Annotated in this window: 19 protein-coding genes and 1 tRNA gene; 5 read left to right on the top strand and 15 right to left on the bottom strand. The window is 69.6% G+C overall.

Annotated features, from left to right (window positions below):
* Positions 1 to 36: 36 nt before the first annotated feature.
* Entirely contained in the window at positions 37 to 2,052 is a 2,016-nt protein-coding gene (locus C5E07_RS02910) for a BCCT family transporter (protein ID WP_104298371.1), read from the bottom strand.
* A 197-nt stretch (positions 2,053 to 2,249) separates the two neighbouring features.
* Here C5E07_RS02910 and C5E07_RS02905 point away from each other — a divergent pair, with 197 nt between their 5' ends.
* Positions 2,250 to 2,705: a YbhB/YbcL family Raf kinase inhibitor-like protein gene (locus tag C5E07_RS02905; RefSeq protein WP_104298370.1), complete on the top strand. Its 456-nt coding sequence runs from the start codon at positions 2,250 to 2,252 to the stop codon at positions 2,703 to 2,705.
* Positions 2,706 to 2,782: 77 nt separating this feature from the next.
* Here the strand turns inward: C5E07_RS02905 and C5E07_RS02900 are convergent, their stop codons facing one another.
* Positions 2,783 to 3,685: a hypothetical protein gene (locus tag C5E07_RS02900; protein WP_104298369.1), complete on the bottom strand. Its 903-nt coding sequence runs from the start codon at positions 3,683 to 3,685 to the stop codon at positions 2,783 to 2,785.
* A gap of 131 nt (positions 3,686 to 3,816) precedes the next feature.
* On the bottom strand, positions 3,817 to 4,803 hold the full coding sequence (locus tag C5E07_RS02895; protein WP_146080485.1) for an ECF transporter S component: 987 nt from the start codon (positions 4,801 to 4,803) through the stop codon (positions 3,817 to 3,819).
* A 239-nt stretch (positions 4,804 to 5,042) separates the two neighbouring features.
* On the opposite strand from C5E07_RS02895, the gene C5E07_RS02890 reads away from it, so the two are divergent.
* The 3 genes from C5E07_RS02890 to C5E07_RS02880 all read left to right on the top strand — a co-directional run bounded on the left by C5E07_RS02890 (position 5,043) and on the right by C5E07_RS02880 (position 7,346).
* Entirely contained in the window at positions 5,043 to 6,107 is a 1,065-nt protein-coding gene (locus C5E07_RS02890; protein ID WP_104298367.1) for an LppP/LprE family lipoprotein, read from the top strand.
* Between the two features lie 47 nt (positions 6,108 to 6,154).
* Positions 6,155 to 7,003 carry a phosphatase PAP2 family protein gene (locus C5E07_RS02885; protein ID WP_104298366.1) on the top strand — a complete coding sequence of 283 codons (849 nt, stop codon included), beginning with the start codon at positions 6,155 to 6,157 and terminating at the stop codon, positions 7,001 to 7,003.
* Between the two features lie 79 nt (positions 7,004 to 7,082).
* A complete protein-coding gene (locus C5E07_RS02880; RefSeq protein WP_104298365.1) occupies positions 7,083 to 7,346 on the top strand; it encodes a hypothetical protein in 264 nt (87 codons plus the stop codon).
* A gap of 128 nt (positions 7,347 to 7,474) precedes the next feature.
* Here C5E07_RS02880 and C5E07_RS02875 read toward each other — a convergent pair whose 3' ends face one another.
* Positions 7,475 to 8,686 carry a carbamoyl-phosphate synthase large subunit gene (locus C5E07_RS02875; protein ID WP_104298364.1) on the bottom strand — a complete coding sequence of 404 codons (1,212 nt, stop codon included), beginning with the start codon at positions 8,684 to 8,686 and terminating at the stop codon, positions 7,475 to 7,477.
* A 177-nt stretch (positions 8,687 to 8,863) separates the two neighbouring features.
* On the opposite strand from C5E07_RS02875, the gene C5E07_RS19620 reads away from it, so the two are divergent.
* Positions 8,864 to 10,018 (top strand): hypothetical protein, encoded by a 1,155-nt coding sequence (locus C5E07_RS19620; RefSeq protein ID WP_219820115.1) that lies wholly within the window; start codon positions 8,864 to 8,866, stop codon positions 10,016 to 10,018.
* A 171-nt stretch (positions 10,019 to 10,189) separates the two neighbouring features.
* Here the strand turns inward: C5E07_RS19620 and C5E07_RS02865 are convergent.
* The 11 genes from C5E07_RS02865 to C5E07_RS02815 form a co-directional block, all read right to left on the bottom strand.
* Positions 10,190 to 10,261: transfer RNA gene (locus C5E07_RS02865), tRNA-Gln, on the bottom strand.
* Between the two features lie 95 nt (positions 10,262 to 10,356).
* The gene (locus tag C5E07_RS02860) at positions 10,357 to 11,442 is read right to left on the bottom strand and encodes an NAD(P)/FAD-dependent oxidoreductase (protein ID WP_104298363.1); all 1,086 of its coding nucleotides are present in this window, start codon (positions 11,440 to 11,442) and stop codon (positions 10,357 to 10,359) included.
* A 319-nt stretch (positions 11,443 to 11,761) separates the two neighbouring features.
* Positions 11,762 to 13,285, bottom strand: a complete 1,524-nt coding sequence (gene gltX / locus C5E07_RS02855; RefSeq protein WP_104240474.1) for a glutamate--tRNA ligase — start codon at positions 13,283 to 13,285, stop codon at positions 11,762 to 11,764.
* A 53-nt stretch (positions 13,286 to 13,338) separates the two neighbouring features.
* Positions 13,339 to 14,535 carry a GNAT family N-acetyltransferase gene (locus tag C5E07_RS02850; protein WP_104298362.1) on the bottom strand — a complete coding sequence of 399 codons (1,197 nt, stop codon included), beginning with the start codon at positions 14,533 to 14,535 and terminating at the stop codon, positions 13,339 to 13,341.
* Between the two features lie 139 nt (positions 14,536 to 14,674).
* Entirely contained in the window at positions 14,675 to 15,211 is a 537-nt protein-coding gene (locus C5E07_RS02845; protein WP_104298361.1) for a heme-degrading domain-containing protein, read from the bottom strand.
* A complete protein-coding gene (locus C5E07_RS02840; RefSeq protein WP_104240471.1) occupies positions 15,204 to 16,256 on the bottom strand; it encodes an aldo/keto reductase in 1,053 nt (350 codons plus the stop codon). Before C5E07_RS02840 ends, C5E07_RS02845 begins: the two co-directional genes overlap by 8 nt.
* A gap of 43 nt (positions 16,257 to 16,299) precedes the next feature.
* A complete protein-coding gene (locus tag C5E07_RS02835) occupies positions 16,300 to 16,911 on the bottom strand; it encodes a bifunctional 4-hydroxy-2-oxoglutarate aldolase/2-dehydro-3-deoxy-phosphogluconate aldolase (RefSeq protein WP_104298360.1) in 612 nt (203 codons plus the stop codon).
* Positions 16,904 to 17,653 carry an IclR family transcriptional regulator gene (locus tag C5E07_RS02830; protein ID WP_104240469.1) on the bottom strand — a complete coding sequence of 250 codons (750 nt, stop codon included), beginning with the start codon at positions 17,651 to 17,653 and terminating at the stop codon, positions 16,904 to 16,906. Before C5E07_RS02830 ends, C5E07_RS02835 begins: the two co-directional genes overlap by 8 nt.
* Before the next feature lie 13 nt (positions 17,654 to 17,666).
* Positions 17,667 to 18,584: a sugar kinase gene (locus tag C5E07_RS02825; protein ID WP_258063756.1), complete on the bottom strand. Its 918-nt coding sequence runs from the start codon at positions 18,582 to 18,584 to the stop codon at positions 17,667 to 17,669.
* 4 nt (positions 18,585 to 18,588) lie between these two features.
* A complete protein-coding gene (locus C5E07_RS02820) occupies positions 18,589 to 20,097 on the bottom strand; it encodes a tripartite tricarboxylate transporter permease (protein ID WP_104298359.1) in 1,509 nt (502 codons plus the stop codon).
* Entirely contained in the window at positions 20,094 to 20,606 is a 513-nt protein-coding gene (locus tag C5E07_RS02815) for a tripartite tricarboxylate transporter TctB family protein (protein WP_146080294.1), read from the bottom strand. Before C5E07_RS02815 ends, C5E07_RS02820 begins: the two co-directional genes overlap by 4 nt.
* Positions 20,607 to 20,619: the final 13 nt, after the last annotated feature.

Here is a 20,619-nt window from a genome sequence, read left to right as displayed (position 1 = left end):
CATGCCACGACGGCGGAGACCTCGGAGGCCGTCGCGTCAGACGCCGACACGGTCCCGGTCGCCGTCGGCGCCGTGGCCCCCGGCGTGTGGCTCGGCGCCGCCCGACTCGAGCGCCTCGCGGGAAGCCGGCGCCTCGATCCGCGCCTGCTCCCCCGACTCGGCCTGCTCCCCCGACTCGGGGGACACCGTCGACGTCTCGCCGTCCGTCGACGCCTCCTCGCCCTTCACGACGTCGAGCATGCCCGTCGTCGCGTCCGTGTACCACTCGGTGAGCGCCGGGTCCTCGGAATCCAGCCAGGCGCCAGCCCCGTGCTCCGCCTCGACGACGCTCGCCCCGAACACGAAGTCGTCCCCGTGCTCGGCGATACCGGCGCGCACACCCTCGTCGATCGCCTCCCTCGCGTAGCGGCGGCGCATCATGTACGGGTCCATGCGCAGGTCCTTCGCCCACGCCCACATGATGCCCATGACGACGAACGCGAACGGCAGCGCCGTGACGACCATGATCGCCTGCAGCCCGGAGAGCGCATCCCGCCCGCCGGCGAGCAGCAGCGACGCCGCGATGAGGCCGAGCATGAGGCCCCAGAAGATCGTGACCCACCGCGACGGGACCGGCTTGCCCTGCTGGCTCATCGACCCCATCACCATCGACGCCGAATCGGCCGACGTGACGAAGAAGATCACGATGGAGACGAGCGCGACGAGACTCGTGATGAGTCCGAACGGCAGCTCCTGCAAGAGCGCGAACAGCATGAGCTCCGGGGCGCCCGCCTCGCTGATCGGCACCCCCTGCGACTCCATCCACATGCTCGTGCCACCCACGACGCCGAACCACAGCATGCAGATGATCGACGGCACCACAATGACGACCGTCACGTACTGGCGGAGGGTGCGGCCGCGGGAAATCTTCGCGATGAACAGCCCCACGAACGGCGTCCACGACACCCACCAGGCCCAGTAGTAGGTCGTCCAGGCCTGCATGAACGCCTCGGTGTCCCCGTCCATCTCCGTGTTGCGCATGAGCATCGTGCCGAGCTCACCGAAGAACGCGACACCGGAGGCCGGGATGAGGTTCAGGAGCAGCAGCGTGGGTCCGGCGATGAAGATGAACACTCCGAGGAGGCCCGCGACCACCATGTTCACGTGCGACAGCATGCGGATGCCTCGCTTGACGCCCGAGACGGCGGACAGGATGAAGAGGGCCGTGAGCACCGCGATCGTCGCGATGAGGAAGCCGTTGCCGAGCTCGCCGATGCCGGTGACGACCTGCACGCCCGACGCGATCTGCAGTGCCCCGATGCCCAGCGAGACGGCCGTCCCGAAGAGGGTCACGAGGATCGCGAACACGTCGATGATGGGCCCGAACCAGCCCTGCGTGCGCTGCGAGAACACCGACTCGAACAGCGCCGAGATGAGCGGCGCGCGGCCACGGCGGTAGGAGGCGTACGCGATGGCCCCGCCGACGAGCGCGTAGTACGCCCACGCCATGGGCCCCCAGTGCAGCACCGTCTGCGCGAGCGCCGTGTGCATCGCATCCACGGTGCCCGACTCCGCGTCGAAGCCGTGCGGTGGTGCGAGGAAGTAGGTGAGCGGCTCCATGGGTCCGTAGAAGAGGAGGCCGATGCCGATGCCCGCCGAGAAGAGCATCGCGATCCACGACACCATCGAGAACTCGGGCTTCTCGTCGTCCGCGCCGAGCCTCACACCACCGGTTCGCCCGTAGCCGACGACGAGCATGAAGACGGCGACGGCGATCGTGAGCACCGAGAACAGCCAGCCGAAGCTGCCCGTCACCCAGTCGAGCGAGGCCGTGCCGACCGCCGAGAGGCTGTCGGGCGAGACGAGCGCCCAGGCGATGACCGCGATGACGCCAGCGCCGGCGATGCCGAACACCGACCAGTTCGTGCGGAACAAGCGGCCGGTCTGCTCGACGCCGATGCCGGGAACGAGGGCCGGATGCACCGGATCCGGGTCGATCACCTCCCGGATGATGCGTGTCACCGGCTTGCGCTGCGGTCCGATCAAGGAGGGTGGTGTGTCCTGTGAGCTCATGGCGTTGGGATCATCCGTTTCTCTTGGGGGAAGGCAAACGGGGTGCAACGTTACCCGAACGGGGCGTCGGACCCACTTCCGCGAGGGGCCAGCGCAGCCGGAAGCGGCCCCGTTCGCCGAGGAATCTCGGAGACTGCTCGGACACACTTGGAGGCTGGTGCGCATCCGCCATCGCCCCCGAACGCGAAGGAATCTCCATGTCGCTCAACATCGCCGACCTCAAGATCACCAGCCCCGACTTCGAGGCTGGCACTCGCCTCGCCGACCAGTTCGCGGCCGATGGAGGCAATGCCGCCCCGCGCCTCGAGATCACCGGAGTGCCCGCGGAAGCCGTCGAGCTCGCCCTCATCGTCCACGACCCGGATGCACCGCTCCCCCTCGGCTTCACCCACTGGGTCGTCTACGGGCTCCCCGCCCAGGACGGCGTGATCGACGCGGGCGCCGACCATGCACGCGTCGCCGAGAACACCGCAGGGAAGACCGAGTACATGGGGCCGAAGCCGCCAGCTGGCCACGGCGACCACCACTACTTCTTCACGGTCTACGCGCTCGACCACCACGTCGAGGGAACCCCCTCACGCGAGGAGTTCCTCGACGGCTACGCGCACGCCATCCTCGAGCAGAACCGGGTCGTGGGCCTCTACTCGAACTAGGGCACGGTCACGCGATCGGAGGGCGGGGCACATCGCTTCGCCCTCCAGCGCTTGGGCGCGGGCAGAGCATGTCGTCGCTACCAGTGAACTCGAGTGCCCACGAAGAGCGTGATGTACTCAGCTCCGACCGAGTACTGAGCCGTGTACTCGCTCGATGACAGGATGACGTCCGGCAGCCCGGGCCGAGAACGGCTCTCAGAGCCCTCAGCCGTCCAGCCTTCCGCAGCCAACGCCGTCATCCAAGCCTGCACCTGTACCTGCCCAGCGACGGGGACTCGCATCGTCCACGAGCTGGTGGACGTCCCGACGCTGGAGTCGCTCGATTCGCCGAGCTCCTCCCGGAGGATGCAGTCCTCGAACTGCACATCGCTCGGGAACGGGAAGCCAACCCAGGTCTCGGACGGTGTTGTCCGTGTCGCCGTGACGGTACCGGGGCTCGTCTCCTCTTGGAGCATGAGTCGGTACCCGCCGGGCTCGAGAGGCTCCCAGCTCACGATCTTCGTCGCGTCGGCCGCGCTCGGGGCGTTCTGCATGCGCCCCTCTTCCGCGAACTCCCCATCCGCGTCCCAGATCGGCCCGTCACCGCCATTCGACCGCGCGTCCCCGGCTACGGCGAACTCAGCGAGGACGCTCTCGAGGTAGTCGGCAACGGTCTCGTCGGTGGCCGTGGGACTCCACGCGAGCACGTGCAGAAGCCGTCCATCGCAGGCGAACGCATTCTCGGCCCGGTCGAAGCGCAGGCCGTCTGGTAATGGAAGCGTCATCCCCGATGGCCAGTCGAACCCTGCCACGAAGCCGCCGAGTGACGAGGCCTCGGGCGTCGGCGGGGCTGACGGCAGTCCGCTCGCTCCCGTGGGCGTCGCCGATGTCGATGCTGCAGCCTCCGGTGCGGGTTCCTCCGCGACCGCACAGGCGGAGATGCCGATCACGAGGAGCAGGGCGACGGCCAGGGCGGCGCGGCGGGAGGCATGGCGGGACATGTCTCAGAAGCTACCGAAGCGCCCCCGAGTGCCGGTCCGATTCGCCGTTCAGAACTGTGCGAAAACGGGGCTCGAGGGCGGCCGTCGCGTCACTGAGGGGGCGGTGCCACCGGACGCGGGTGTGAGCGCCCTCAGAGCTTGGTGACGAGGGGAAGATGCTCGGCCGAGAGACCGAACCGTCCGCGGAGGACCGCGAAGATACCGAGGGCAACGCACCCCGTGAGCAGCTTGTCCATGACCGAGGTGACGATGTTCGCCGAGAAGACCGCCGCCATGAAGGGAACGCTCATGGCTTCCAGCGAGAGCACGGACACCTTCGACGCGTGCCCACCCTCTGCGTCGAAGAGCGTCGCGACGACCGGGGCGGCGACGAGCGCGCAGGCAAGAGCCGCGATGAGGTTGAGGGCAAGGAAGCGGACCAGCCCGGAGCCCATCCCGAATCGGCGAACCCCGTAGCCCCAGACGAGCGCCCCCACGATGTTCACCGGGAGGAACGAGAGCGTCTCAGGATCTCCGACCACGAACCCGAGCGAGCTGGAGGCAACCGCGACGATGACGCCGTGCCACGGCCCGAGGGCCAGGGCCGCCACGGCGGTGCCCACCATGTCGAGGTACGCGGAGAGCCTGAAGACGTTGGCGGTGAAGAGGCCGAGCAGGTTGATCCCCACGCACACCAGGAGCAGCAGCACGACGGCCCACGTGGCCGGTGTGGAGCTCCCGACAGGGGCCATCGGCTCCCCAGCAGCTGGCGCAGGTCGCGCAGCGGGCGTGACTTCCCTCGACTGCTCCCGAAGGGCTTGGTCCTGTGCTGTCCGTCGCGCGTCACGGCATCGCCGCACCCACGAATCCGCCTCACGCTCGTCTGCGCCGAGCGCGGTCACGATGTCTCGGAGCAGCTCGGTGTCCAGCCTCGTTCGACCCGCCCGGAAAGCGTTGTAGACCGTCGATCGCGCAGGAATCGCCGCCGCCGCATGCACGCCTCTGCCCAACCGGAGGTCGGTGATTCGACGCACGAGCTCGGCATAGGAGACCGCCCCGGAGGCTTCCCGCAGCTCGCGAAGATCGAACGCGATCCTGTCGAAGGAATCGGGACCGAGCGAAGTCGGAGAGTTCGGCACCACCGCTCCTTCGTCTCCCCAGAGCTCAGCCCGCGTCTTCAGGAGGAAGGGCTCTCTCACGTATCTCGCCGGTGCAAACCTACACGGAAGCCCGTTCGACTGTTCAGCCTTGTGCGAAAACGCCAGACCACGGCAGAACCGGTGAAGACGGCTCCTACCGTGAGAGGGAACGACACGCGCCATCGCGCCTGTCTGCACCTCATCGGAAGGCGGAGGATCTCTTGGGCAAGCGCAATCGAATGGACACGGCGAAGGCGTTCGTGCTGGGGATGAGCGGGCTGCTCGTGCTCACCGGATGCGCGAGCACGAGCACGCCTGGCGGTCCGAGCTCCGCGCCGTCCGAGACCACGCAGGACCCGCCGGCGACATCGATGCCGATCGCCACTCCGGAGCCCATCAGTCTCCCGACCTGCGACGACATGAACGCGACTGCCCTGCAGCAGTACCTCGACTACGGCCCCGAGGTCTTCAGCGTGCCGGCCGGTGAAACCGACCGCGCGACCTTCGACGAACTCGCCGGCACGAATGCGCAGGCGGCGATGGACGCGGCGGCGCAGACGCGGGGCTGCCAGTGGCCCGTGCACATGGAGGGCATGGTGACGCAGTACGTCTCAGAACTCGACGCCGCCCAGCAGGCTCCCCTCATCGACGCGCTCCGCGACGACCCGGACGCAACGGAGGCGTCCGTCGGCGACGCGGCCACGTTCACGTACGTCATCCAGGCGCCAAGCCTCGCGATGGCGAACACGCAGGCCACCCACATCTTCCTCGGCGACACCTGGACGGTGATCTTCGACCGCGCGGGCCAGCGAGACTACGTGCAGGCCGCCATCGACGGGCTCCTCCGAGCAAACCCGGCGCTCGCCGACAGCGCCCCGGAAGACGGCGATACCGAAGCGTCCGATGCCGGTCAGTGCTCGGGGCTGACGGGCAGCGAGGCCCTCGCCAAATGGGCGCCGGAGGCCGAAGGAAGCATGCCGTGGGACCTCACGGGGCAGTTCAGTGACACGAGTGGCTACGACGACTGCGCGGCCCTCTCCTGGGTGCAGTTGCGGCCGGAGTCCTGCTGCACGCGGTTCTCGGTAACACCACTGCTGCTCTTCCACGACGGCGTGTTCGTGCCGCCGACGACCGGTGACCACGCGGTCGAGTCCGTGCAGCGCATCTCCGACGGCGAGATCTCCGTGACCTACATGTGGCAGGGCGAGGACATCGCCGGGCCAGCGAAGACAGCAACCTCCGTGTATGCCTGGGATGAGGCGAGCGCGTCGATCACGCGGACCGGCGAACTTCCGCCCATGTGACCGACCGGCCCTGCTCAGCTTCAGCCGCCCCACCTAGAGTTGGTGCGGTGACCCACCCCCACGATGACACCCAGGGAGTCCGCGGCGAACTCGCCCAGGACACCACCATCGACAATCGCGCCCCGAGGCCACCCCGGTCGAAGGCTGGACGCGCCGTCGAGCAGAGCGTGCGGGTCGTCGGCGACAAGGTCGGCCCCAACAGCGCACTCATCCTGCTGCTCGTGATCGGACTCGCGATCGTGATCGGGCTCAGCGCGCTCGCGGCCGAGATCTACGAGAACGTCACCGACAGCGACGGCGTGGCCGGCCTCGACCAGCCCCTCCTCGACTACGCCATCACCCTGCGAGCGCCGCTCGCCGACATGCTCATCACGGCGTACACCGACATCGCCGGGCAGATCGGCATGCCCATCATCGCCGTCGCCGCGCTCCTCATCCTCTCCATCCGGCGCCGCTCCTGGACACCCGTGATCCTCATCGTCGCCGCGGGCGGCGGGTCGCTACTCATGACGGTCGCGGGGAAGAACCTCATCGGCCGGGTCCGCCCGGATCAGGCGGAGGCCGTGCCGCCGTACGAGCACTCGGCGTCGTTCCCCAGCGGGCACACCCTCAACGCGGTTGCGGTCGTCGGGGTCATCGCGTACCTGCTCATCCTGCGCAGACAGACCAAGCGCGCACGGGTGCTGATCGCGCTCGGCGCCGTGGTCTTCGCGATCACGGTCGGGATCTCGCGGGTGTATCTCGGGCACCACTGGTTCACGGATGTGCTCGCCGGCTGGGTGCTCGGCGCGGCCTGGCTCGCGTTCGTGATCTTCGCGCACCGCGTGTACCTGTCGATCCGCGAGCATCGTCACGAGCGGCGCGCGGCGCTCGACCCGGCGAACGATCCACAGTGACGACGTCTTCGCACCCCCTTCGCACGGGTGTCCCAGGATGACGGAGGCTCCACTCAAGCCCCGTGCCTAGGGTCGGGACATGGTTCATTTCAAGAAGCGAGTGTCCACTGTCATCGCCGGTGCCGTCGTCGCGGGCGGCCTCATGTTCGGCGGGGCGACCGCCGCGCAGGCAGCCACCGCCAACATGAGCGTCGGGCCGTTCTCGACGGTGAGCGAGTGCGAGGCGGCCAAGGTCACGTACATCTCCTCCTGGACGAAGATCAGCCAGGGATGCACGTACTACCCGCAGCAGGGTGGCTTCACCGACAACGGGTACTACTTCCACTACCGCGCGATCGCCTGAGCTGCGACTCCAGCAGATCTCGACGACTCCGCCCCGCATCCACGATGGATGCGGGGCGGAGTCTCGCTCGGCGGGGTTCAGCTGTGCTCAGCCGGGCTCGGCGGGGTTGAGCAGGGGTCTGGGGGTGCTCAGACGCGCTGCTCGTGCACTGCCTCGAGCGCGACGAGATCCTCGGGGAGCATCCCGTCGATCGGCTCCCCGTTCCAGACGATGTCATCGCCGAGCGCGGCGAGCAGCTCCTTGCGCTCACCGTGGGTGAGCTGCGCACCGTGCACGATCGTCGCGGGGCTCCACAGCATCGCCAGCTCGTCGTGCCATCCCGCGCCGATGTCGCGCACGTGCAGCAGGTCGTGGAGCGACTTCGGGAGGTGCTTGATGGGCTCGGCGAACGCATCCGCCAGCACCGCCAGCTTCACCTGACGTTCGACGCCAGGCGCCACGACGAACGGCTCGGAGTTCGTGCCCTGGAAGGCGGCCGAGACCTCGTCGGCTTCGAGCAGGATGACACCGCTGGTGGGGCGCGGGTTGCATTCGATCGCGAAGAGCCCGCCATCGTTGTCGACGAAGTCGAACGACAGCTGGCCCGTGTAGTTCGGGTCGAGGGTGTCGACGAGCCGCTGCGTGTAGTCGAGCGTCTCCGTGCTGTCGATCGCGAGGAACGAGATGCCCGTGCTGTGCGCCCACTGCTCGGGTGCGCGGTACGTGCAGTGCGCCGTGACACGGCCGTCGACGACGATGCTGTACGTGCAGATCATGGGGCCGTCCACGAAGGGCTGCACGAGCCACGGCTGGTCGGGCGTCGGCGCGGCCTCGTCGACCGACATCTTGCCCGCGAGCGGACCCGTGTTGGTGAGGAGCCCGACGCCGCCACGCGAGAACGCGGCGCGAGCGAAGAACTTCGGGTACGTGTCGATGGCCGCGAGCAGCTCCTCGTGGCTCGTCGCGACGATCGTCTCGGGCACCGGCACGCCTGCCTCCTGCGCGAGCCGCTTGAAGCTGGCCTTGTCGTGCAGGCGCGCGAGCTGCTCGAATCCGCCCGTGAACACGCTCGTGCCGTCCGGGAGCTCGTGGCCGCGGGCTGCGAGGTAGAAGGCTTCCTCGAACGTCGGGATGACGACGTCGATGTGCTGCTCTGCCGCGATCTTCGCGACGTCGGCGATGAACTCGTCCGTCTTGGCGCGCGGCGAGTTCGTCACGAAATGCCCCGCGAGATACCTCGAATGGCTGCCGATGGCCCCCTCGTACGTGTCGCTCGCGAACACCGCGTGGCCCGTGCTGCCGAGCTTGCGGATGATGTCGAGCGCAAACGTGTTCCGGGAACTGGTGACAAGTACTCGCACGGTAGATCCTCTCGAAGGGGGAGATCGGGGTCACGCCAGCCTAGTGAAGTGCTCCTCGCCGCCTCGCCCCGGGGATTCGCGGGGAAACTCCCCGTCGAACTCCCCGTTTCGGCATCGCGGGCCGACGTGCCGGTCGCCACTCCCGGCGATGTCGGTGGCCGGTGCTGTACTGGGCGGATGGAGATTCAGGGGTGGGTTGCGCTGAGCTTTGTGCTCGGGGCGACGGTTGCAGTCATCATCGCGCTCGTGGTTCGGATGCGCGCGAACAGGCACTGGCGGGCGACGCTCGACGAGCGGCAGAACGCCGCCGAGGTCGAGCGGAAGGCGCTCACCGCCGAGGCCGAGCGCGCCCACGCGCAGCTCCGGCAGCAGAAGCAGGAGCTGCAGGAAGAGGCTGAGGCGCGCCTCGAGCGCCTCGCGCTCCAGCACGAGGCCGCGTTCCAAGACCGGCGGATGCTCGTCGACTTCCTCAAGGACCGCGCCAGGCGTTCGAGCGAGACGGAACTCGTGTCCCGGGAGGCGATCCTGCGGGCCAGCGAGACACTCGGGCTGAACGGCGTGCTCGCGACTCGCACGTTCATCCTCGTCCAGGAGGGCATGAGCACCAACCGCCATGTCATCCAGCTCGACCACGTGCTGCTCACCGACGCGGGCGCCCTCCTCATCGATCACAGGACCTGGGACGGCGTCATCTTCGACGGGGTCCGGCCCAGCGAGGCGCAGCCGGCCTTCGGCAACCTCGTCGACGATGTGGCGCTGCGTCCGCCGTTCGCCCTGCAGATCACGAGCGGCGCCGCCACCACCCCAGACCGCACCGCCCTGGCCGGCGGCGCCGCGGAGAGCTCCCTCCGGGTGCTGACGCACCTCGGGCAGTCAGCACCGCGCAGCCAGGCGCTCGCCCATGCGGCGCACCTCGCGCGTCTGAGCGAGCAGACCCTCGGCGAGTCCATCGCCGTCGACACCTGCGTCTTCTACTCGAACGCCACCGCGACCGTCTACACCGATGCTGCCACGCTCACGCCATCAGCCGACCGAACGGCCGTCGTCGCCGACGAGGCCCAGTTCCTCGACCTCCTCACGCACCGCGAGCGCGCCAGACGCCGCCCGCTCGAGGTCGAGCAGATCGAGCGGCTCACGGCGCTCCTCCACGAGCAGGGCGCAAAGATCGACGCGTTCGGCGACTACGCGCGCCTGATGCCCGCGGCCGAGCCGCTGGACGAGGCGGACGCGGATGCGCAAGCAGGTGCGGGCGCAGGAGCAGGGGCAGGCGCGAGTGCGAGTGCCGATGCGGGCGCCGAGGCATTGGTGCCGGCCGGCAGCGTCTCGCGGTAGCGTCCGGGCGGCGCTGCTGGGCTGGGCGGCGCTTGCCGGCTGGGCTCTACCGCGTGGCTCAAGAGCTGCAGCGCGCGGCCGAAGGCATACAGCGCGTGCCGAGGAGATACACGAAAGGCCCCGCTCAGCGGGGCCTTTTCGTCATGTTCACATTTGTGGTGTTCACACTTGCTGGGGTACCTGGACTCGAACCAAGAACAAAGGTACCAGAAACCTCCGTGTTGCCAATTACACCATACCCCACTGGCACCGAAGCGCCTCAGAGAGCATAGCGCACTCCCGGAGGCTGGACAAATCAGCGCGTCGAACGGCCGGGTCGAGCCCGTCGAGCCCTCGACTCAGAGGCCCAGCAGGTCCCGGTCGACCGCCATGCCGGTCTGTGCCCCGTTGCCAGCGGCGACGATGAGCATCTGCGGCCCCGGGCCCGTCAGCTCGCCCGTCGCGTAGATGCCGGGCACGCTCGTCCGGCCCTGCGCATCCGCCGCCACGAGGCCGGAGCCGTCGAACTCGATGCCGAGCTCGCTCGCGAAGTCGAGCTTCGCGACGTAATCGGGCCGCACGAACACGGCCTCGGCCGTCACGACGTCGCCGTCGGCGAGCGCAACGCCCGTCACGCCACCCGGTCCGCCCTCGACGTCGACGACGTCACGCGTCTCGACGACCACGCCGCGTTCGACGAGATCGAGCTCCTGCAGCTCGGCGAGCTGCCCCTCGGCAGCGAAGACCGTGAGCGCTCCGGTGAAGCGCGTGAGCTGCACCGCCCGCTCGTACAGGTCGGTGACGCCGGGTGCCGCGATGACCGAGACTCGGCGGTCGCGCTGCGTCCATCCGTCGCACTCGACGCAGCTGTGGATGCTCGTGCCGTAGAACGCACGCAGCATGGGCAGGGCGGGCAGCACCTCGGTGAGGCCCGTCGCGAAGACGACCGAGCGGGCGAACACGGCTCGTGCGGGCGTGCCGCGCACGCCCTTCGCCTCGACCGCGAAGCGGTACGGAACCCGCACGCCGTCGCGGCGGCGCGACGCGATCTCGCGCGGGTCGGCGGTCGTCGGCTGCCCCCCAGCGCCCGCCACCCCACCGGCGACGAAGCCGAACGAGCCCTCGAATGCCGGCCCCTGCGACACCTCCGCGCCGACGACCTCCTCCTCGGTGAGCGCCCGGACGCGCGTGACCTGGGCGAACTGGATCTCGGCATCCTCGTAGGCCTCCACGTCCTCGCGGCCGAGCCTGCGCAGCTCGTTCGGAGGAGTGTGGTCGCGGGTCAGGAACCCGTGGGCCTCCAGCGTCGCCGAGTGGCGGGGCCGGTTGCCGTCGAGCACCAGGGTCGAGTAGCGGTGCCGCGCGAGGATCAGCGCGGCCTGCAGCCCGGCAGGGCCACCCCCGATGACGACGACGTCATAGTGCGTGCCCAGCGCCTCGGTCATGCGGTCCTCCCGGAGTCTCGCGCCCACCAGCTCAGGACGGCGGGCATCCTCTTAGGTTAGCCTCACCCGTCGCGACGTGCGAGGGCGGCGCGAATCGCCGAGCATCCCCGCGAGCCCCGCGAGCGTGCCAACTCCCCGCGAGCGAGCCCACTCCCCCACAAACGAGATCGCTCCCCCACAAACGAGTCTCGGGATGGGGAACGCGCTTCCGGATGGGAAAGAACCCATCCGGAAGCGCGCTCCCCATCCCGAGACGAAGCGCGGAGCCGAGCCGAGCTGCCGAACCTAGCGGCGGCGCCGCGGAGCGGACGCGGCGCGGCTACGCGGCGAGGCGCGAGACGAGCGAGCGCATGCGGGCGAGCGACTGCTCGCGGCCCAGCAGCTCGAGCGACTCGAAGAGCGGCGGGGAGACCTTGCGGCCGGAGACGGCCACGCGGATCGGGCCGAACGCGACGCGCGGCTTGAGGCCGAGCCCCTCGATGAGGGCTCCACGCAGGGCGGCCTCGATGTTCTCCGTCGTCCACGCCTCTGGCGCCTCGAGCGCGTCGAGGGCCGCGATGGAGGCGTCGAGCACACCCGTCACGTCACCCTTGAGGGAGCCGACGGCCGTGTCCTCGACCACGAGATCAGCGGCATCCACGAAGAGGAACCCGAGCATCTCGGGAGCCTCGCCGAGGAGCTGCATGCGCTCCTGGACGTGCGGCGCCGCACGCCCGAGGAGCGCGAGCTGCGCATCCGTCGGCTCGAGCGGGAGCACGCCGGCGAGCTGCAGCGGCGCGACGAGGCGGTGCGCGAAGTCGTCCGCGCCGAGGAGGCGCATGTGCTCGCCGTTGATGGCCTCGGCCTTGGTGAGGTCGAAGCGCGCGGGGTTCGGGTTGACGTCCTCGACGTCGAACGCGACGACCATCTCGTCCATCGTGAACACGTCGCGGTCCGCGGCGATCGACCAGCCGAGCAGGGACAGGTAGTTGAGGAGCCCCTCCGGCAGGAATCCGCGGTCGCGGTGGTGGAAGAGGTTCGACTCGGGGTCGCGCTTGGAGAGCTTCTTGTTGCCCTCGCCCATGACGTACGGCAGGTGCCCGAAGCGCGGGATGAACTCGGCGACTCCCACGTCGATGAGCGCGTGGTAGAGCGCGATCTGGCGGGGCGTCGAGGAGAGCAGGTCCTCGCCGCGGAGCACGTGCGTGATGCCCATGAGGGCGTCGTCGACGGGGTTCACGAGCGTGTAGAGCGGCTTGCCGTTGGGTCGCACGAGCACGAAGTCGGGGAACGACCCGGCCTTGAAGGTGATCTCGCCGCGCACGAGGTCGTCGAAGGAGAGGTCGGTGTCCGGCACTCGAAGGCGCAGCGCCGGCTCGCGACCCTCAGCCTTGAGGCGAGCGATCTCGTCGGCCGACAGGTCGCGCTCGTAGTTGTCGTACCCCATCTTCGGGTCGCGACCGGCGGCCACGTTGCGCGCCTCGATCTCCTCACCCGTCGCGAACGACTCGTACAGGTGGCCGGCGTCGCGGAGCTTCTGGATGACGTCGAGGTAGATGTCGGTGCGCTGCGACTGACGGTACGGCTCGTGCGGCCCGCCGACGTTCACGCCCTCGTCCCAGCCGAGCCCGAGCCAGCCGAGCCCGTCGATGATCTGCTGGTAGCTCTCCTCGGAGTCGCGCTCAGCATCCGTGTCCTCGATGCGGAACACGAACGTGCCCCCGGTGTGCTTCGCGTAGGCCCAGTTGAAGAGGGCGGTGCGGATGAGCCCGACGTGCGGGGTCCCCGTCGGCGAAGGGCAGAAGCGGACACGGACATCGCTGCCCGTAGCGGTGGTCACAAGCGAAGAAGAGGATGCAGTCATGAGACCCCCAGCCTACCGGGGCGGCGCGGGTCACCGAGTGGGCGCGGCTCGACTCAGACGAGCACCTTCCGCCAGGCGCCCTCGCTGACGAAGGGTCGGAAGCCGAGCGCCTCGTTGACGTTCAGCATCGGGCGGTTCTCCTCGGCGTTGTACGTGTAGACCCGCTCGACGTCGGGGTGCATCGCCCTCCAGGCGAGCAGGTTCTCCGCCTTCACGAGCATCCCGAGCCGGTTGCCGCGATGCTCGCGCAGCACGAGCGTGTCCTCCTGGTCGGCTCGCCTCGTGCCGTCGTCCATTCGCTGCAGCTCGCTGAAGGCCACGAGCTCCCCGGTCGGAACGTGTTGGACGGCCCCCACGAGCACGCTGTCGCCGCGGGCGATCGCCGTCGCCTCGAGCTCCTCGCGGACACGCCTCGCGTCCCACTCCTGCTCGTCTTCGACGAGGTCACCCTGCGGGGCGTCCGTGCTCATGCGCGCCTTCAGCGCCGCGTAGCCGTCGATGAACTCGTCCGGCGTCGGGTACGACCACGACACGCAGCGATACTCGGCGCCCGCGGCCTCCCTGGCGCCGTCGCGCAGCGCGCGCAGGGCGTCGTCGTGCTCGGCGCCCAGCTCGAGCACGCTCATGCGCTCGACCTGACCGAGCTCGAACCCTCGTCGCAGCAGCATCTGCGCGGCAGGGTCCAGTGCCGGGATGTCCCCGACACCGCTCGGCGACGGGATGCGCGGCCCAGCCATCTCTCGGTGCACCACCCACGTGCGGATCTCCGAGCGACCCGCGTCTCGCACCGCCAGCTCCCCGACCTCGTACGCGGCCGCCCCGAAGCCGCGGCCCCGCGCATCCGGGTGGATCTCGAGCATCATCTTCGCCATCTCGACGTCTTCGGTGAGCGGGAAGTCGAAGAGCACACGCCCCACGAGCCGACCGTGCTCGCGGATGAGGCGCCCGTCCCGACGCTCGTACTCGCTCGGCTCGTACCCCGGCAGCAGCACCTCCGCGGGCAGCACGAAGTCGTCGTTGCGGTATGTGTCCCTCGTGACGGCGTTGCGCAGGGCTGTCATCTCGTGGAACGCCGCTGCCGCGACATCGTCGAGCGAAGACGGGATGCGCAGGGGCTCCGCGCTGAAGCCAGCCGGGGCGGCGGGGGTCGGCTTGGCGGAATCCGAGGCGGCGACATCTTGGGCAGCCGCAGCTTCGGGGGCGGTGGAGTCGGGGACGGTGGAGTCGGGGACGGTGGTGTCGGGCGACATCGAGGTGCTTCCTGTTGGTGCGATGAAGCTGCGGCGTCGCAGCCGACCAGGGTATCGACCGCGACGCCGCCGCCTCAAGCACCCGGCGTGGCGGCGGATGCGCGCGGCGGGTGCGGCGGGTGCAGCAGGCGAGCGTGACCTACGCCTCGGCCAGGAACTCCCGCAGCTGCTCGACGACAAACGCATGGTCCTCGACCTGCGGCAGCCCGGAGATGCCGACCGCGCCGACGACGCCGACCCCGTCGATGCGAACGGGGAACACGCCGCCGTTCGCGGCGACCTCGTCGGGGTCGAGTCGCGACTCCTGCTCGTAGACGCGCCCCAGCGAGCGGAACAGCGCACCGACGCCGAGCGATGACTGCTCGAAGTGCAGCACCGCGCGTGTCTTCCGCTCGAACCACGCGTCGTTGTCCGGCACAGCGCCGTCGAGTGCGGCGTGGAAGACCCGCTGCTGTCCGACGACGATGCCGATGACCACGGGCAGCGAACGAGCCGCCGCCGCCTCGCGCATCCGGGAGCCGAGCCGCCATGCATCATCGCGCGAGAACCTGGTGAAGACGAGCTCGGCTTCTTCGGCGCGGATGCGCGCGAGATCCGCGAGGGCGTCGGCGGCGGCGACGGCCGCGCTGTCGCCCGTCTGCTCCTGCACCCGCTCCTGCGCTGGCGCGTCAGGCATCCGACGACGCCGTCCAGATGTTGATGCCGCCGTCGACGGCGTAGGTGTCGATCTCTGCGAGCTCGGCGTCGGTCAACGGCGACGCGTCGAGGCACCTGACGAGGTCGTCGAGCTGCGAGGTGCGGGACGCCCCGATGAGGGCGGACGTGATCCGCTCGTCGCGCAGCACCCAGGCGATCGCGAGCTGCGCGAGCGTCTGCCCGCGACGCTCCGCGATCGCGTTGAGGGCGCGCACCCGCTCGAGGTTCTCGTCGCTGAGCATCCCGTCGCGCAGCGTCTTGCCCTGCGTCGCCCGCGACCCCTCCGGCACTCCCCCGAGGTACTTGTTCGTCAGCAGCCCCTGGGCGAGGCCGGAGAACGCGATGACGCCAGCCCCGGCCGTCGCGTTGGCTTCGAGCACCGACGGCTCGCCGTCCTCGATCCAGCGGTTCAGGAGGGAGTACGACGGCTGCGAGATGAGCAGCGGCGTGCCGAGCTCGCGCAGGAGGCCGGCGACCTCCTCGGTGCGCTCCGCGGAGTAGGAGGAGACGCCGACGTAGCGGGCCTTCCCGCTGCGCACGATCGCATCGAGTGCGGCCGCCGTCTCCTCGAGGGGCGTCTCGGGGTCGAACCGGTGGCTGTAGAAGATGTCGACGTAGTCGGTGCCGAGCAGGCGAAGGCTGTTCTCGAGGCTCCCGAGCAGGTGCTTGCGGCCGCCGCCCGAGCCGTTCGGGCCTGGGAACACGGGGTATCCGGCCTTCGTCGACAGCACGAGCTCGTCGCGCAGGCCCGCGAAGTCCTCGCGCAGGATCCGGCCGACGTTCGCCTCGGTCGAGCCGAAGGGCGGGCCGTAGCCGTTCGCGATGTCGAAGTGCATGATGCCGAGGTCGAATGCGTGCCGCAGCAGCTCACGCTGCTTCGCGAGGGGGGTGTCGTCGCCGAAGCCGTGCCAGGTGCCGAACGAGATCGCGGGCAGCTGCAGTCCGCTGCGGCCGACACGGCGATACTGCATCCGCTCGTAGCGGTCGGCTGCTGGGCTGTAGCGGGGGGTGAGCTGGGCGGTCATGGGAGCCCTTTCTGTCAGAGGAGGTTGTGGATGCGCGGCAGCGTCAGCGCGCGGGAGCGGATGCGCGGAGCGCGGAGAGGAGGGGCAGCTGCGCTTCGTCCTCGAGCGCACTGCCGACGGCGACGACGTCGGCTCCTGCCGAGAGGTACTCCCCCGCATTGGAAGCGTTGATGCCGCCCGTAGCGACGAGACGCATCTCGGGGAACGGCCCTCGCATGGCCGAGAACCAGTCGGCGCCGAGCACGCTGGCGGGGAACGCCTTGACCCAGGTCAGGCCGAGCGCCTTCGCGAGCTGGATGTCGGTCCCGCTGGCCACACCGGGCAGCGGGGCGAGGCCAGCGGCCTGGGCCGCCTCGATGACGGCGGGGTCGAGGCCGGGTGCGACGGTGAACGTGGCTCCGGCCTGCTTGGCCTGGTCGACGTGGGCGAGCGAGACGACGGTGCCTGCGCCGACCGCGTGCCCGCCGGGCTCGGCGGCGCGGACGACGGCGCGGAGCGCGTCGAGCGCCGCATCGTTCTGGATGGGCACCTCGACGCTCGAGATGCCGAGCGACCAGGCGAGGTTCGCGAGCTCGACGCTGCGCTCCGGGGTGTAGCCGCGCAGGATCGCCATGACGGGCGATCCGGCGAACATGGTGTCGAAGGTGTCAGTCATGTGGTCTCCAGCCGAGGTCGTGGGAGATGGCGAGGACGACGTCGTCGAGTCGCGGCTGCCATTCGGCGAGCGCGTCGAGGTCGGCACTCGCCTTGAGTGCGGTGATGGACACGGCCGCGACGACCGTGTCGCTCGAATCGCGGATGGGCATGGCGATGCAGTTGATGAAGTTCTCGTACTCGGCATCGTCGACGGCCCAGCCGCGTTCGCGGGTGCGCTCGAGCTCGGCGTCGAGGGCGGCGCGCGAGACGATCGTGTTGTCGGTGTATGGCGTGTACTCGTAGCCCTCGAGCATCCGGTCGGTCTTCTCAACGTCCTGCTGGGCGAGGATGGCCTTGCTGACGCCCGCCGTGTGCAGGAGCACCGGCTGCCCGATCTGGGAGTAGAGCCTGACCATCCCAGGCTGCTCGATCTTGTCGGCGTAGACGATGCGGTCACCCTCGAGGACGGCGAGGTGCACGGTGTGCGTGCAGTCCCTGCCGAGCTCCTGCAGCACGGGGCGGGCGATGTTGCGCAGGTCGAACTGGTCGCTGGCCGCCCGGGCGAGACCGCTCAGCCGGTATCCGACCCCATACCTGCTGTCCGCGTGACGGCGGGTGAGCCCGGTCTCGGTGAGCGTCTGCAGCATCCGCAGTGCCGTCGATCGGTGCACGCCGAGCTTGGCGGCGATCTCCGACTGGGTGCGCGGCGCGAGGCTCACGTACTCAAGGATCTCTGCTGCGCGGTGGATGCTCTGGGACATGGTGGGACTCCGATCAGGCCGGGACGAAGTCGTGTGTGCTGCCGAGGGTTCGGGCGGCGAGCCCGTGCCCTCGGTTCAAGCACGCATCGACGGGCTCGCCGCCAAGCATCGCACCGAGGTAGCCGGCGGTGAAGGCATCACCCGCCCCGACGGCTTCGACGACGTCGACGGGATGCGCTGGCACGAACGCCGAGGACACGCCGCCGTCGACGACGGCGACCTCGGTCGCGCCGACGCTGCCGTCCTTCACGACGAGGCTGCCATGCAGCCCGAGCCGCGAGTGGAGCGTCGTCGGGTGGCCTTCGCCCCACAGCGTCTCGGCCTCGTCACGGCCCACGAACACGAGGTCCGCGAGCGCTGCGAGCGTGGCAAGGCGCGGCCCCGCGGCCTCGATGCTCCAGAGCCCGGGGCGGTAGTTCACGTCGAACGACACGGTGATGGCGCGCCGGCGCGCCTCGAGCATGACGGCTTCGAGCATCGCCGAGCAGCTTGTCGAGAGGCCGGCGGTGATGCCCGTCACGTGGAGGGCGGCGACGCCCTCCCAGTCGAGCTGGGCGAGCACGGTCGCATCCATTCGCGACGCGGCCGAACCGGCCCGGTAGTAGTAGACGGTGGTCTCCCCGTCGCCAGGGTCCTTGAAGTAGACGCCGGTCGGGGCCCCCGGCACGAGCTGGACGCCTGCGACGTCGACGCCGCTCGCGCGCACCTCGTCGAGGAGGCGCCACCCGAGTGGGTCGTCGCCGAGCCAGCTCACCCAGCTGGATGGGACACCGGAGTCGGCGAGGTACATGGCGACCGTCGACTCGGCGCCCCCGGCCTTGACGGCGAAGCTCACGGCTTCCCTGAGCGGGGCGACGTGGGTCGGCGTGACCATGGCCATGGTCTCGCCCAGGCACAGCACGCGACCGGCGCGCGGGGTGTTCGCAGGCACGGCGCTACTTGAGAATGGGCTCTTCGGTGCGCTCACGCGTCGACCGTCCTTTCAGCAGGGCGCGGATGCGCGGGGCGAGAACGGCGAGGATGCTCAGGATGATGAGGGTCAGCGCGATGGGGCTCGTGAAGACCGCTCCGTAGCCGTCGATGAGGAGCGCACGCCGGAGGTTGCCCTCCGCGAGCGGCCCGAGGATGAGGCCGAGCACGAGGGGCCCCGGCGGGAAGCCGAAGCGTCGCATCGCAAGCCCGAGGAGCCCGAAGGCGAACATGAGCACGACGTCGAACACCGAGTTGGAGACGGCGAACGTGCCGACCATGCAGAACGTGACGATGACAACCGAGAGGTAGCGCTTCGGCATTGCGAGCAGCTTGACGACGCCGCGCATGCGCACGAGCGCCAAAGCGAGCGCCAGCACGGTCGCGATGAGCATGATCGCGGAGAGGCTGAAGACGAGATCGGGCCGGTTCGCGAAGAGGCTCGGCCCAGGCTGGAGGCCCCACACGATCATGGAGCCGAGCATGACGGCCATGACCGAGTCGCCTGGCACGCCGAGCGACAGGGTCGTCGTGACCGATCCGCCCATCGTCGCGGTGCTCGAGCTGTCGGCGGCCGCGACTCCCTCGAGCGCGCCCTTCCCGAACTTCTCCGGGGTCTTGGAGGCGCGACGCGCCTGGTCCCACGCGATGACGCCGGCGATGTCGCCGCCGGCCGCCGGGATGACGCCGACGACGGCGCCGATTCCCGTGCCGATGGCCGTCGGCTTGCGCAGCAGCTTGCGCTCCGCCTTGTTCGGCCACCATTTGCCGAGCTGCGTGATGGGCTGCGGCTCAGGCCCTCTCTTGGCGGAGACGACCTGGTTGAAGACCTCGGCGATGCCGAAGAGGCCGATGATGGCGGCGATGAACGGCACGCCGCTCGAGAGCTCCGGGATGCCGAACGTGAAGCGCTGGTCGCCCGAGATGGGGTCGTTGCCGATCGTCCCGAGCCACAAGCCGAAGGCTCCGGCCGCGAGGCCCTTCATGACGCGGTCGCCGGAGACGCCGATCATCATGGTGAGCCCGAACACGACGAGCGCGAACATCTCGATCGGCCCGAAGCTCAGCGCGAAGCCCGAGATGGGCTGCGCGAGGAACAGCAGGATGAGGATCCCGGCGAAGGAGCCGACGGCAGAGACGAGCGCGGAGCTCGTCAGCGCGATGCCGGCCTTGCCCTGCTTCGCGAGGGGGTACCCGTCGAAGGTCGTCGCGATCGAGGCGGGGGTGCCAGGCGTGTTGATGAGGATCGACGGCACCCGGTCGCCGAACTGCGCGGCGATGTAGATGGAGAGCAGCACCGCGAGACCCTGGAGGGGCTCGAGGGTGAGGGTGAAGCCGGCCGCGAGCGCGACGGCCATCGTGGCCGTGACGCCGGGGATGGCGCCCACGAGCGTGCCGAGGAGCACCCCGATGATGAGGCACAGCGCGATCGTGGGGTCGAGGAGCGCGCCGAGCCCTTCCGTGATGCCGTTCACAGCGGCACCCCCAGGAGGAGCCCGAAGACCCCGTAGAGCACAACCGTCACGATGACCGGGAACAGCACGAGGTCACGCCAGCCGCGGCCGCCGAGCACGAACGTGAGTCCGGCGGCGAGGAGCAGCGTGACGATCACGAAGTGGAGGAAGTACCAGGCGACACCGTAGGCGGCGATGGCCGCGAGCATGAGGAGCACCCGCGAGATGCCGCGCTTCGTGGGGGCGTCCTCGCTCGGCGCATCCGGCTTGCGGATGGCGACCCCGATGAGCAGCGCCCCGAGGAGCACGATGGCCCCGCCGAGCACGGTCGGCCACCAGCGCGGGCCGAACGGGTCGCCGCCCGTCGCCGGGACGACGGCGACGGCCAGGGCGATGGATGCTCCGCCGACGGCGATCACACCCGCCGCGATGAGCATGTCCCGCCGCCGGCTGACGGGCCGAGACTCGGAGGTCTCCTCGTCGACGCCGAGCGCCACGTCGAGAGGGTTCGCCTCGACTGATCTGTCCATGACGGTCACGCCT

This window comes from Pseudoclavibacter sp. RFBJ3 (assembly GCF_002931375.1).
Taxonomy (GTDB): domain Bacteria; phylum Actinomycetota; class Actinomycetes; order Actinomycetales; family Microbacteriaceae; genus Pseudoclavibacter.
The sequence above is the reverse complement of the archived record's forward strand: the minus strand, read 5'-3'. Positions and strand labels throughout refer to the sequence as shown.